The organism is Actinoplanes aureus (genome assembly GCF_015704865.1).
GTDB lineage: Bacteria > Actinomycetota > Actinomycetes > Mycobacteriales > Micromonosporaceae > Actinoplanes > Actinoplanes aureus.
On the sequence record NZ_JADQTO010000010.1, the window covers coordinates 199,409 to 212,768 of the forward strand.

Here is a 13,360-nt window from a genome sequence, read left to right on the forward strand (position 1 = left end):
CGTCGTTTAAAGGTTGGCAATGAGCCGCAGGAAAGGGCGCGCCCGTCCGGGCACGGGGGAACCGGGACGGGCGCGCACCATCCATGATCTTGGATAGTGAACGATTTGGCAACCCTTCCCCCGGAATCCGACTCTTGCCGCCGCTCGTAGCGTTACCGGGCATACCAGGCGGCGGTGGCGCCGGGCAGAGTGTCACCGCCCAGGGCCGGCACGCTCGCCAGCAGCAGCGGGGCGTGGTGCAGCTCGGCGGGCAGCGGGGCCGGGTCGTCGCCGACGTTCACTACGCAGACGAAGCCCGGGTCACGGCGGAAGGCCAGCACGTTCTCCTCCGAGGGCAGCCAGGTCAGGTCGCCGGCGCCGAGAGCCGGGAGGTCGCGGCGGTGCCGCAGGGCCGTGCGGTACAGGGTGAGCATCGAGTCCGGGTCGCCGTCCTGGTGTTCCACCGAGACCCAGGCCCATTCGTCCGGCTGGGGCAACCAGGAGGCGGCGCCCGGGCCGAAGCCGTACGAGGGTGACGTGCCGGACCAGGGCAGCGGCACCCGGCAGCCGTCCCGCCCCCGGTCGGCACCCCGGGTACGCACGAACGTCGGGTCCCGCCGCACCGCGTCCGGCAGGTCCTCCACCTCCGGCAGGCCGAGCTCCTCACCCTGGTACACGTACGCCCCGCCGGGCAGCGCCAGCATCAGCAACGCCGCCGCCCGGGCCCGCCGCAGGCCCAGCTCGCCGCCGCCGTACCGGGTGACGTGCCGGACCACGTCGTGATTGGACAGCACCCAGGTCGCCGGTGCGCCGACCGCCAGCAGGTGCCCGATGCTGTCGTCGATGGCCGTACGCAATCCTTTCGCCGACCACGGTGCCAGCAGGAAGGTGAAGTTGAAGGCGGTGTGCAGCTCGTCCGCGCGCAGGTAGCGGGCGAGCCGGCTGAGACTCTGCACCCACACCTCGCCGACGAAGACCCGATCCCCGGGGTATCCGTCGGCCAGCACCCGCCAGGACCGGTAGACGTCGTGCACCTCGTCGAGATCCCAGTGCGGGTGGCCTTCCGGCGCCGGGCCGACCGCGATCTGCTTCTCCCCCAGGTCCGGCATCTGCGGGTCCTTGGCCAGCCCGTGCGCCACGTCGATGCGGAACCCGTCGGCGCCCAGGTCGAACCAGAACCGCAGGATGTCCTCGAACTCGGCCCGTACCTCGTCGTTGGTCCAGTCCAGGTCGGGCTGCTCGGGCGCGAACAGGTGCAGATACCACTGGGCATCGACCCGGGTCCAGGCCCGGCCGCCGAACATGCTGATCCAGTTGTTCGGCGGCAACGCGCCGTCCGGGCCCCGGCCGTCGCGGAACAGGTAGCGGGCGCGCGCCCGGCTGCCGCGCGGCGAGGCCAGCGCCTCGACGAACCAGGGGTGCATGTCGGAGGTGTGGTTCGGCACCAGGTCGAGGATGATCCGCAGCCCCAGGTCGTGGGCGTCGCGGATCAGCGCGGCGGCGTCGTCCAGGGTGCCGAACCGCGGGTCCACGTCCCGGTAGTCGGCGACGTCGTAGCCGTTGTCCGCCTGCGGCGACGGGTAGAACGGGTTCAGCCAGACGGCGTCGACGCCCAGGTCACGCAGGTACGGCAGGCGGGACCGGACACCGGGCAGGTCCCCGATCCCGTCGCCGTCGGAGTCGGCGAAGCTCCACACGTACACCTGGTAGATGACCGCGTGTCGCCACCAGGCCGGATCGGTCACCGAGCCTGTTCCATCCGCTCGGCGAGTTCCTCCTGTTCGAGCCGGGCCAGGTCGGCGGCAGCGGCCTCGTCGCGAGTCAGGTTCTCCCCGCTACGCGGTTCAAACAGGTGCATCCGGCGGGTGTCGGCCCAGAACTCGCCCTCGTGGTTCTCCCGCAGCCGGCTCATCGCGTCGATCGAGATGATCAGCTGGCTGCGCAGCGCCTCGCTGTCCAGTTCGGCGGCCAGTTCGGCGAGTTGCTCGGCCACCTCCGGGTTCGACTCGAACGGGATGTACGCGTACTGCGAGTCGCCGAGCCACTCGGTGACGTCGACCTGGGCCCGGAACACCACACCCTTCTCCCGTTTGGCGGCATCGAGCACGCGGGCGTCCTCGAAGTGCTCGGGCCGGATGCCGGCGACCAGCAGCTGCCCGTCGGTGACCTTCTCCGCCACGACCGCCGGCAGGTCCGTCTCGAGGAACGGGAGCTTCAGCCGCTGCCCGGAGACGACCGCGGGCAGGAAGTTCATCGGCGGGGAACCGATGAAGCCTGCGACGAACATGTTGACCGGCTGCTCGTACAGCTCGCGCGGCGACGCCACCTGCTGCAACAGCCCGCGCCGCAGCACCGCGACCCGGTCGCCGAGGGTCATCGCCTCGGTCTGATCGTGGGTGACGTACACCGTGGTGGTGCCGAGCCGGCGCTGCATCCGGGAGATCTCGGTACGCATCTGCCCGCGCAGTTTCGCGTCCAGGTTGGACAGCGGCTCGTCGAACAGGAACGCGTTGACCTGCCGGACGATGGCCCGGCCCATGGCGACCCGCTGCCGCTGACCGCCGGAGAGGTTGGCCGGTTTGCGGTCCAGGTGCTCGTTGAGCTCCAGCATCGAGGCCGCGTCGCGTACCCGTTTCTGGATCTCGTCCTCCTTGAGGCCCTTCTGCAGCCGCAGCGGGAAGGCGATGTTCTCGAAGACGGTCAGGTGCGGGTAGAGCGCGTAGTTCTGGAAGACCATGGACAGGTTGCGGTCCCGGGGCGCCTTCTCGTTGACCCGGTCACCGCCGATCACCATGTCGCCGGAAGTGATGTCCTCCAACCCGACGATCATGCGGAGCAGCGTCGACTTACCACACCCGGACGGGCCGACCAGGATCATGAACTCGCCGTCGGCGATGTCGAGGCTGATGTCGTTCACCGCTTTGAAGCCGTCGCCGTACTCCTTGACGATGTTGCGCATCTCGATGCCTGCCATGAGAAGTCCCTTTCAGCCCTTGACGGCGCCGGACGTCAGGCCGGCCACGATCTTGCGTTGGAAGAGCAGCACGAGGATGACCACCGGGATCGTGACCACCACTGCGGCGGCCGCGATCGGAGCGGTCGGCTGGGAGAACTGCGAGGCGCCCTGGAAGAAGGCGAGGGCGGCGGGCACCGGCCGGGCCGCCTCGCTGGAGGTGAGCGTGATGCCGAAGACGAAGTCGTTCCAGACCGCGAAGAAGGTCAGGATCGCCGCGGTGAACACGCCCGGCGCGGCCAGCGGCACGATCACCCGGCGGAACGCCTGCCACGCGGTGGCGCCGTCCACCTGGGCGGCCTGCTCCATCTCCCAGGGGATCTCCCGGAAGAAGGCCGCCAGCACGTAGACCGCCAGCGGCAGCGAATAGGAGAGGTACGGGATGATCAGGCCGAGCCACGTGTCGTAGAGGCCGATGTTGCGCCACAGGTTGAACAGCGGCGTGGCGATCGCGATCACCGGGAAGACGGTGATGGCCAGGGCCACCCCGAGGACCAGGCGCTTGCCGGGGAACTCCAGGCGGGAGATCGCGTACGCGGCCAGGGTCGCCAGGATCACCGAGATGGTGGTGGCGATCAGGGCCATCCCGACCGAGTTGCGCAGCGCCGTGGTGAACAGGTCGGACGCGAACACGGTCCGGTAGTTCGCCCAGCTCCACACGGTCGGCAGGAACGACTTGTTGGTGATGTCGTCGCCCTCCTTGAAGGACAGCGACACGATCCAGAAGACCGGGATGATCGCGTACAGGATGACCAGGATCGCCCCGACCACCCAAGCGATCTGGACTTGCCGGCTGGCCTTCACTTGCGATCACCCCTCGCCTGCGACAGGTCGGTCTTGAACACCTTGAGGAACAGGAACGCGATGAGGACGACCAGGATCGCGAGGATGACGCTGACCGCCGAGCCGAGGCCGATCATGACCCGGCTGATCGTCTGCCGGTACGCCAGGAACGACAGCGTCTCGGTGTTCTGCGCACCGGCGGTCATGATGAAGATGCTGTCGAAGATCCGGAACGCGTCGAGCGTGCGGAACAGCAGCGCCACCATGATGGCCGCCTTCATGTTCGGCAGGATCACCCGCTTCACCCGCTGCCACGCCTTGGCGCCGTCGACCTTGGCCGCTTCCAGGTAGTCGTCCGGGATCTGCGCCAGGCCGGCGAGCAGCAGCAGCGACATGAACGGCGTGGTCTTCCAGATCTCCGCGACGCAGACCGCGAACAGGGCCGACCAGGTGCCGCCGAACCAGTCGAACTCACCGAGACCCAGCATCGGGTTGACGAAGCCGTACGTGTTGCTGAACGCGTAGGCCCAGGCGTACGCGGATACCACCGTGATGATCCCGTACGGGACCAGGATGGCGGTCCGCAACGGGGTGCGCAGGTAGAGCGCCCGGTGCATCACCATGGCCAGCGCGAACCCGAGCACCAGCTCGACCGCGACGGTGACCACGGTGATCAGCGTGGTGATGCCGAACTGCTGCCAGAACAGCGCGTCGGTCAGGATCATCCCGTAGTTGCCGAGGCCGATGAAGTCACGCCCGGCCGGGTCGGTCAACCGGTAGTCGAACAGGGACAGCCAGATCGCGTTGAGAATCGGATAACCGGTCACCGCCACCATGACGATGAACGCCGGCCCGGCGAGCAGCCAGCCCAGGTTGCGTTCGTGGCGGCTCCGGTCGGTGAGCCGGACCTTGCGGCGGGCGGGCTTGGTGACCGGGGCGTCTTGCGAGGCCGCGGACGCGGACGTCGTGATGCTCACAGCCCCTCCTAGATCAGTCGCCGGTTGGACAGGACGTCCTCGAGCAGCTGGTTCGCCTCTCGGGGGGTGGTCTGCGGGTTCAGGTCGTCCGGCGGGTGGAAGCCGGCCTGGATGGAGCCGGTGACGTCGCCGTAGTACGGGCTGACCGGGCGCGGCGTCGCGTTGTCCATGCCGGTGCGGATCTCGTCGGCCATCGGGAACATTTCGCGGATCTCCGGGTCGTCGAAGACCGAGGCCAGGGCGGCCGGGTTACCCGCGCTGATCATGAATTCCTTCTGGCTCTGCGGTGACGCGAGGCAGCGGATGGCTTCGACGGCGAGGTCCTGCCGGTCGCTGAACGCGCTGATCGACAGCCCGAGGCCACCCGATGGCGCGGCGCCGGGCGTACCGGCTTCGATCCGCGGGTACGCCGCCCAGCCGACGTCGTTCTTGAAGTCGGCCGGGAGGGAGCCCTCTTCGATCGCGGTGTCGAAGGCCGCCCACACGTACGGCCAGTTGACCATGAAGCCGCCGTTGCCGGCCTGGAACGCGGCCCGCGAGTCCTCCTCGCCGGCCGTGGTGAACCCGGCGGGCGCGGCGGGCGAGATCGCCAGATCGTGCATGACCTTCACGGCCGCGGTGCCGGCCGGGCTGTCCAGCTCGCCCTTCACCTGATCGGCGGGCACGTTCTGCGAGCCCTCCGCGAGGATCGACCCGCCGGCCGAGGCGACCAGCGCGTTCACCCAGACCATCAGGCTCTCGTTGCGGCGGCCCTGCGCCGCCAGGGTGACACCGGCCGAGCTCGCACCCTGGATCAGCTGATCCCAGGTGACCGGCCCGGCGGCCGGGTCGACGCCGGCCTTCTGAAGAACCGACTTGCGGTACCAGAGCAGCTGGGTGTTGCCGTAGAGCGGCGCCGACCACATGTCGTCGCGGAACAACGACTGCTCCAGCGGGCCCTGGAGCACGCCGTTGGAGAACTCCTGCCGTTCGGCGTCGGTGAACACCCGCAGGAAGCCGGCGTTGGCGAACTCGGCCATGAACGGCGGGTCGACGCTGACGATGTCCAGCGAGCGGTCCTCGGCGGCGAGCCGGCGCAGCAACTGCTCCCGGCCACCGGCCGCGTTGTTCGGCAGCCGCTGGATGTCGAAGCTGTAGGCGCCACCGGACTCCGCCGCACACCGCTCGGCGACGTCCTGCTGCGGGCCGTCGGCGATGAAGTAGCTGAGTGTGGTGGAACCCCCGTCGTCGCCACCGCATCCGGTGAGAGTCGCGGCGATCAGGGTGAGAGAGGTGACGGCGGCTGTACGGAGTCGTCCCTTGTGCACGGTGCCTTCCCTTCGTCGTTGAAGGCGGGTGAAGCCGACCGTGAAATCGCTTGCAACGAATTCACGTTCGTGTGACCTAAATCTCATGTCAAGGCAATCTCCGTAGTCTGGAGATTCACGTTCTCCACTTGCGGAGTCCGAACTGGAAGCGCTTCCAAATTGATAGAGTTCGGAGGTGCCGTCGTCCGCGAAGGTCAACATGGCCGACGTCGCCCGGCGCGCGGGGGTGTCGATGGCGACGGCATCGCGCGCTCTCAGCGATCACCCACACGTCGCGCCCGCCACCCGCGCCCGGGTGCTGGCCGCCGCCGAGCACCTGTCCTATGTGATCTCCCCGGAAGCGTCCCGCCTGGCCGGCGGCACGACCGGCCGGGTCGCCGTGGTCGTCCCGCACATCTCCCGGTGGTTCTTCGCCTCACTGCTCGAGGGACTGGAGGCGGTGCTGCGCGAGTCCGATCTGGACGTGCTGCTCTACCACGTGGGCGACGCCGCCGACCGGAGCACCTTCTTCCAGCGGCTCCCGGCCCGCCGCAAGGTCGACGCCGTCGTGGTGCTCGGCATGCCGGTCGCCGAGCCGGAACGCGAGCGGCTCGGCCTGATGGGTGTGCACATCGTCGCCGCCGGCGGGCAGGTGGAGAGCTACCCGTACGTCTCGGTCGACGACCTGGCCGCCGGCCGGCAGGCGATGGACCACCTGCTCTTCCTCGGTCACCGCCGGATCGGCATGATCGCCACCGCCGACCCGGGCCAGCCCGGCTGGCCGGCCGTCCGCGGCCGCACCCGCGCCTACCACGAAGCCCACGCCGACGCCGGCATCCCGGTCGACGAGCGCCTGATAGTCGAGGTCCCCTGGGGCGGCGCCCCCGGCGCCGACGCCATGGCCCAGCTGCTCGGCCTGCGCAAACCACCGACCGCCGTCTACGCCCACTCCGACGAGGTAGCACTCGGCGCGGTACGCACCCTGCGCCGGGCCGGCCTGCGCATCCCCGGCGACGTCTCGGTGGTCGGCATCGACGACCATCCACTCGCCGACCTCACCGACCTGACCACGGTCGCCCAGCCGGTCCGCGAACAGGGCACACTCGCCGGCCGGATGGTGCTGTCCCTGCTCAGCGGCGAAGACATCACCGACGGCGTCACCGTGCCGACCCGCCTGGTCATCCGAGGCTCCACCGGCCCGCCGCGACCTTAGACCCTTTTCAGTACGCGTCCCGGCCGTCACGCGCGGGGCGTCAGCGATCGCCGGGGATTACCAGGCCGGACTCGTAGGCCACGACGACGGCCTGCGTGCGGTCGCGCAGGCTGAGCTTGGCGAGGACCCGGCTGACGTGGGACTTGACGGTCTCCTCGCCGACCACGAGCCGGGCGGCGATCTCGGGGTTGGACAGGCCCTCGGCTATCAGCCGCAACACCTCGGTCTCCCGGGCGGTGAGCGTGGCGAGCGCCGCATCGGCGTCGCGGCGGCGTACCCGCAAGCGGGCGAACTCGGCGACCAGCCGCCGGGTCACGCTGGGGGCGAGTAGCGCCTCGCCGGCGGCGACCACGCGGACGGCGTCGAAGAGGCGCTCGGCGGTCGCGTCCTTGAGCAGGAAACCGCTCGCGCCCGCGTCGAGTGCGGCGTACACGAGCTCGTCGAGGTCGAAGGTCGTCAGGATCAGTACGCGGGGCGGCCCGGTGGCCCCGACCAGTCGGCGGGTCGCCTCGATGCCGTCCATACCCGGCATGCGGATGTCCATGAGGACCACGTCCGGGTGCAGGTCGCGGCAGATCCGCACGGCCTGCTCGCCGTCGGCGGCCGAGCCGACGACCGTGAAGTCGGGCTGCGTGGCCAGCAGGACCTCGAAGGCGGCGCGGACGACGTCCTGATCGTCGACCACGACGAGACGGGTGGCCGTCACGGTGTCGCACCCTTCACCGGCAGGACGGCCTCGACCAGGAATCCCGCACCCGGCGAGGCGCCGGCGGTGACCTGACCGCCGACCATGGCGGCCCGTTCCCGCATGCCCGCCAGACCGTGCCCGCCGCTGTCGTCGGACACCGGGCCGGGACCGTTGTCGTAGATCCGGACGACCAGGTCGTCACCGCCGTACCGCAGCTCCACGTCGATGGCCGCGCCGGCCGCGTGCCGGCGGACATTGGTCAGCGCCTCCTGCACGATGCGGTACGCGGTCAACTCGATCCCGGGGTCGAGCGGCTGGACCGGGCCGCTGACGATCAGGCGTACGCCACCGCCCGTCGCCGTGTCCCGTACCTCGTCGAGCAGGCTGTTGAGCTGGCGTAGCGCGGGCTGAGGGCGAAAGGCCTGCTCGGCGTCGCCGTCCTCGCGCAGGACGCCCAGCAGCCGCCGCATCTCGGTCAGCGCGGTACGGGCGGTGTCCCCGATGGCGGTCAGGCGGCGAGCCCCTTCCGGCGGGAGACCCGGCGTCGCCAGCCGGGCCGCCTCGGCCTGGAGGGCGATCGTGGTGATGTGGTGTGCCACGACGTCGTGCAGCTCCCGGGCGATGCGGGCCCGCTCACCGCGGGCGGCGTGCTCCAGCAGCGACGCGGCGGCCAGCTGCTCGGTGGCCCGGTGGCGGCGGCGCTCGTCCGCCAGTCGCAACGCCGCTCCGGCGGTGGTCGCCGCCGCCACCGCACCCAGCAGCAGGAGGGCGGCCCGCCGGTCGCTACCCAGCGGCACGGCCGCGAACAGCACGAACGGCAGAACCAGCGCACCCGCCACCGGCAGTGGGCGCCAGCGGCCGGCCACCCCGTAGAGCAGGACCAGAACGGCGACCCCGGCGACCGTGACCGGATACGAGATGAGCAGGCCGGACAGAGCCGCGGTGGCGGACAGGAGAGCCGCCGTCGCGGGCCAGAGCCGCACCAGTGCGAGCGGGGCCACCGCCAGCACAGCGACGAGGGCCGCGATCGCCGCCGGCGGCCGGTCGTGGGCGCGCGCCACCGCCTCGGTCACCGCCACGGCACCGAGTACGGCAGTCGCCGCGGCCAGCCCCTGCCCTTTCACGTCTGTCATTGTGACCGGCCGGGAATCCGGTGTCGTCCATCCCGGCAGGGAGTGGCTCTCCCCCACAGGAGGGAGAGGACCACCGGCGGAAACCCCACTGTGCCGTGTCGCGCCCGGGGTGGCGCCGCTCATAGCGTGCCTGGCATGGATCCCACCATCGAGGTACGCGCACTCCGCAAGCGCTATCGCTCGACCGTCGCGGTGGACGGGCTGTCGTTCACCGTCCGGGCCGGCGAGGTGACCGGCTTCGTCGGGCCCAACGGCGCCGGCAAGTCGACGACGATGCGGCTGATCCTCGGGCTGGACACGCCGGACGGCGGTCAGGCGCTGGTCAACGGCCGCTCGTACCGCTCCCTGCGTACGCCGCTGACCCAGGTCGGTGCCGTGCTGGACGCCTCGGCGCTGCATCCGGGCCGGCGGGCCCGCGACCACCTGCTCTGGATGGCGTACAGCAACGGCATCTCCAAGCGGCGGGTGTCCGACGTGCTGGAACAGGTCGGCCTGGCCTCCGCCGCCCGCCGCCGCGCCGGGAGTTTCTCGCTGGGCATGCAGCAGCGGCTGGGCATCGCCGCCGCGCTGCTCGGCGATCCACCGGTGCTGATGTTCGACGAGCCGGTCAACGGCCTCGATCCGGACGGCATCGTCTGGATCCGGAACCTGATGCGGTCGCTTGCCGCGGAGGGACGGGCGGTGCTGGTCTCCAGCCACCTGATGGGCGAGCTGGAGGACACCGCCGACCATCTGATCGCGATCGGGCGCGGCCGACTGATCGCCGACACGAGCGTGGCCGAGCTCCTGGCGACGGCGTCGAAGGACCGCATCGAGGTCACCACCGCGCAGCGGACCGACGCGACCACCGTGCTCGCCAACGCCGGGGCGACCGTCACCGTGGCCGGCCCCTCGACGGTCGTGGTCGAAGGACTGGCCGGCGACCAGATGTCGCAGTTGCTGAGCGAGGCCCGGGTCCCGTTCTCGGAGATGCGGCGGCACCGGGCGTCCCTGGAGGAGGCGTACATGGACCTGACCCGTGGCGCCATCGAGTTCGCCGCACCGCCGGAGGACCCGCGATGACCACCGGCGAATCGTTTCCGCGTCTGCTGCTGGCCGAGTGGACCAAACTGCGGTCGGTGAACCGGTGGGTCCTCACGCTCGTCGGTGCGGCGGTGCTCTCGGTCGGGCTGAGCAGCCTGGCCGCGTCGGGCAGCCGGACCGACCTCAACGAGCACGGGACCTTCGTGACCGGGCCGTCCGGCGAGCCGGTGTCCGACGAGTTCTTCTTCGTGCACCAGCGGATCAGCGGCGATGCGACGCTCACCGTACGCGTGGCGTCCTTCACCACCGAGTCGAACCGGCCGAACGTGCGCATGGCGTCCGAGGAGTTGACCAGGCTGGACGACCCCGGACCGTTCGCCCGGCCGGCCGCCGGGATCATGATCAAGGACGGCGCCCGGCCCGGCGCCTCGTACGCCTCGGTGCTGCGGACCGATCAGGGCGTACGCATGCAGTGGGACTTCGACGCGGATCGCCGGGGCAGCGCGAGCACCGAGGCCCGCTGGCTGCGGCTCGTACGCTCCGGTGCCACGATCACCGGCTACGAGTCGGCCGACGGCACCACCTGGCAACGGATCGGTACGGCCACCCCGGCGAACCTGCCGTCCACGGCCGAGATCGGCTTCTACGTCTCCTCGCCCCCGGCCCGGTACATGACCCGCGGCGGCGGCAGTTCCTCGGTGGGCGAACGGCCGACCAACGCTCAGGCCACCTTCGACAACGTGCGCCTCGATTCGACCGGCACCTGGCAGGGCGACGCGATAACCGTGGCCACCGGACCCGCCGCGAAGGACATACCGGCTGGCGGCGGCGGACGGCTCACCGAGTCCGGCGGCACCTACACCGTCGCCGGCACCGGCAAGATCGGTCCGCAACCGCCGGACGACGACATGGTGACGGCGGCCCTGGTCGGCACCCTCGCCGGGCTGATGGCCCTGATCGCCGTCGGCGTCCTGTACGCCACCTCGGAGTACCGGCGGAACATGATCCGCACGACGTTCACCGCGACTCCCCGCCGGGGCCGGGTGCTGGCCGCCAAGGCGATCGTCCTCGGCGCCGTCTGCTTCGTCACCGGGCTGGTCGCCGCGGTGGGTTCGTTCCTGTTCGCCATCCCGGTGCTGCGCCGCCAAGGTTTCACCCGGCCGGCCTTCCCCGAGCCGGCCCTCACCGACCCGTCGGTACTGCGGGCCCTGGTCCTGACCGCCACGTTCATGGCCGGCGTCGCCGTGGTCGGGCTGGCGATCGGCATGCTGCTCCGGCACAGCGCCGCCGCGATCACCATCACCGTCCTGCTTGTCCTCCTGCCGCTGATCGTCGGCATGATCCTGCCCGGCACGTCACCGAAATGGCTGCTGTACACCACCCTGGTCGGTGGCCTGGCGACCCACCGCGCGAAGCCGCCGACGGCCACGCTCGCCGAACCCTGGTCGATGATCGGGCCGTGGGCCGGGATCACCGTGGTCGCGGCCTGGGTCGTGGTGGCCCTCGGGCTCGCCTGGTGGTACCTGCGGAGGCGGGACACGTGACCGCGACGCGGCCGGTGCGCGCCGTCCGGGCCGAGTGGACGAAGCTGAGAACCCTGCCGAGCACGGGCTGGCTCATGCTGGTCGTCGTCCTGGGCACGGTGGGCCTCGGCTTCGCCATCACCGGGTCGCTCGACTTCGAGCACTGCGGGACGCCCTGCCCGCTCGACACCACCGAACTGTCGCTGGCCGGCGTACGCCTCGGTCAGGTCGGGATCCTGATCCTCGCGGTGCTGGCGGTGACGGCCGAGTACAGCACGCGCACCATGCACCCGACGCTCGCCGCGGTGCCGAGCCGGGTGCTCGTGCTGCTCGGCAAGCTGGCGGTACCGGCCGTCCTCGCCGCCGTCGCCGGAGCCCTGGCGGTGGCCGGGTCACTGGCCGCCGGCCGGGCGGTGGTGCCCGCGCTGTCGCTCGCCGACGGCCTCACCCGCCGGGCCGCCCTGGGCACGGTCCTCTACCTGGTGCTGATCGCCGTGCTGGGGACCGGGCTGGGCCTTCTGCTGCGGGACACCGCCGGTGCGGTGACGGCGGCGCTGATCCTGCTCTACGGGTTCCCGGTCGTCGCCGCGTTCGTCAACGACCCGGTGTGGCGGCAACGACTGCACCGGATCTCCCCGATGGACGCCGGGCTGACCATCCAGTCCACCCGCGACCTCGCGGCGCAGCACATCGGGCCGTGGGAAGGACTCGGCGTCCTGTCCCTGTACGCCGCCACGGCGGTCATCGCCGGGTTGATCGTCTTCGAACGCCGCGACGCCGGTTAGGGAAAGACGATGGTGTGGTTGCCATGCCGGATGACCCGGTCCTCGGCGTGCCAGTGCACCGCCCGCGACAGCACGGCACGCTCCACGTCCGCCCCGCGGCGCTGGAGTTCGGCGACGGTGTGTGCGTGGCTGACCCGTACCACGTCCTGCTCGATGATCGGGCCCTCGTCCAGGTCCTCGGTGACGTAGTGTGCGGTCGCCCCGACCAGCTTCACCCCGCGTTCCTTGGCCTTGGCGTACGGCGCGGCGCCGATGAACGCCGGCAGGAAGCTGTGGTGGATGTTGATGATCGGTACGCCGACGCGCTCGATGAAGTCGCCGGACAGGATCTGCATGTACCGGGCCAGGACGATGAAGTCGACGTTGCCGGCCAGCAGCTTCAGGTGCTGTGCCTCGGCAGCGGACTTGTCCGGGCCCGAGGACGGCACGTGGAAGAACGGGATGCCGAAGGACCGGACCTCGTCGGCGGTGTCCGCGTGGTTGGAGATCACCATCGCCACGTTGATCGGCAGCTCACCGCGCCGGTGCCGCCAGAGCAGGTCGAGCAGGCAGTGGTCGGCCTTCGACGCGAAGATCGCCACCCGTTTCGGCACGGACAGGTCGCGCAGCGTGTACTCCAGCTCGAACCCGTCCGCCAGCCGGTCCTGGAGGTCCCGCTCGATCTGCGGCAGCACGGCCTTCAGACCGGGCCGGCCGAACACCGTACGTTGAAAGAACGCCCCGCCGTGCGGGTTGTCGGAGTGCTGGTCCAGCGACACGATGTTCGCGTCGTGCTTGCCGAGCACCGCGCTGACCGCCGCCACGATCCCGGTCCGGTCGCGTCCGTGCACGATCAGGACGGCCTGATCCGTACTGGTCTCGACGGGCAGGCGCGGAGCTGGGGCGTGCTGGGTCAGGGTCACGTGCGGGTGTCCTTCCTGGTTTCCTCGCCCGTGATCGTTCCGGGCGAGCATGCAG

The 13,360-nt window shown here is 70.6% G+C and carries 12 protein-coding genes; 4 read left to right on the plus strand and 8 right to left on the minus strand.

The window, feature by feature from the left end:
* Window positions 1-152: 152 nt before the first annotated feature.
* Genes I4J89_RS22395 through I4J89_RS22415 form a run of 5 tightly spaced genes read right to left on the minus strand, consistent with a single transcriptional unit; the run spans window position 153 to window position 6,059 of the window.
* The gene (locus tag I4J89_RS22395; protein ID WP_196415982.1) at window positions 153-1,724 is read right to left on the minus strand and encodes a glycoside hydrolase family 13 protein; all 1,572 of its coding nucleotides are present in this window, start codon (window positions 1,722-1,724) and stop codon (window positions 153-155) included.
* Entirely contained in the window at window positions 1,721-2,953 is a 1,233-nt protein-coding gene (locus I4J89_RS22400) for an ABC transporter ATP-binding protein (protein ID WP_196415983.1), read from the minus strand. The genes I4J89_RS22395 and I4J89_RS22400 overlap by 4 nt, the downstream gene beginning before the upstream one ends.
* A gap of 12 nt (window positions 2,954-2,965) precedes the next feature.
* Window positions 2,966-3,796, minus strand: a complete 831-nt coding sequence (locus I4J89_RS22405; protein ID WP_196415984.1) for a carbohydrate ABC transporter permease — start codon at window positions 3,794-3,796, stop codon at window positions 2,966-2,968.
* Window positions 3,793-4,752, minus strand: coding sequence for a carbohydrate ABC transporter permease (locus I4J89_RS22410; protein WP_309238415.1), 960 nt, complete (start codon window positions 4,750-4,752; stop codon window positions 3,793-3,795). The genes I4J89_RS22405 and I4J89_RS22410 overlap by 4 nt, the downstream gene beginning before the upstream one ends.
* An 8-nt stretch (window positions 4,753-4,760) precedes the next feature.
* The gene (locus tag I4J89_RS22415; protein ID WP_196415985.1) at window positions 4,761-6,059 is read right to left on the minus strand and encodes an extracellular solute-binding protein; all 1,299 of its coding nucleotides are present in this window, start codon (window positions 6,057-6,059) and stop codon (window positions 4,761-4,763) included.
* A 175-nt stretch (window positions 6,060-6,234) separates the two neighbouring features.
* Here I4J89_RS22415 and I4J89_RS22420 point away from each other — a divergent pair, with 175 nt between their 5' ends.
* On the plus strand, window positions 6,235-7,251 hold the full coding sequence (locus tag I4J89_RS22420) for a LacI family DNA-binding transcriptional regulator (RefSeq protein WP_309238416.1): 1,017 nt from the start codon (window positions 6,235-6,237) through the stop codon (window positions 7,249-7,251).
* Window positions 7,252-7,291: 40 nt separating this feature from the next.
* Here I4J89_RS22420 and I4J89_RS22425 read toward each other — a convergent pair whose 3' ends face one another.
* Window positions 7,292-7,957 carry a response regulator gene (locus I4J89_RS22425; protein ID WP_196415986.1) on the minus strand — a complete coding sequence of 222 codons (666 nt, stop codon included), beginning with the start codon at window positions 7,955-7,957 and terminating at the stop codon, window positions 7,292-7,294.
* Complete coding sequence (locus I4J89_RS22430; protein WP_309238417.1) at window positions 7,954-9,063, minus strand: sensor histidine kinase; 1,110 nt, start codon at window positions 9,061-9,063, stop codon at window positions 7,954-7,956. Before I4J89_RS22430 ends, I4J89_RS22425 begins: the two co-directional genes overlap by 4 nt.
* A 144-nt stretch (window positions 9,064-9,207) precedes the next feature.
* On the opposite strand from I4J89_RS22430, the gene I4J89_RS22435 reads away from it, so the two are divergent.
* The 3 genes from I4J89_RS22435 to I4J89_RS22445 are packed head-to-tail and all read left to right on the plus strand — an operon-like array spanning window position 9,208 to window position 12,403.
* On the plus strand, window positions 9,208-10,134 hold the full coding sequence (locus tag I4J89_RS22435) for an ABC transporter ATP-binding protein (protein WP_196415988.1): 927 nt from the start codon (window positions 9,208-9,210) through the stop codon (window positions 10,132-10,134).
* Window positions 10,131-11,639, plus strand: a complete 1,509-nt coding sequence (locus I4J89_RS22440) for a DUF1349 domain-containing protein (RefSeq protein WP_196415989.1) — start codon at window positions 10,131-10,133, stop codon at window positions 11,637-11,639. Before I4J89_RS22435 ends, I4J89_RS22440 begins: the two co-directional genes overlap by 4 nt.
* Window positions 11,636-12,403, plus strand: coding sequence for an ABC transporter permease subunit (locus tag I4J89_RS22445; protein WP_309238418.1), 768 nt, complete (start codon window positions 11,636-11,638; stop codon window positions 12,401-12,403). Before I4J89_RS22440 ends, I4J89_RS22445 begins: the two co-directional genes overlap by 4 nt.
* On the opposite strand, the gene purU is transcribed toward I4J89_RS22445, so the two are convergent.
* Window positions 12,400-13,305: a formyltetrahydrofolate deformylase gene (purU, locus tag I4J89_RS22450; RefSeq protein WP_309238419.1), complete on the minus strand. Its 906-nt coding sequence runs from the start codon at window positions 13,303-13,305 to the stop codon at window positions 12,400-12,402. The genes I4J89_RS22445 and purU overlap by 4 nt on opposite strands.
* Window positions 13,306-13,360: the final 55 nt, after the last annotated feature.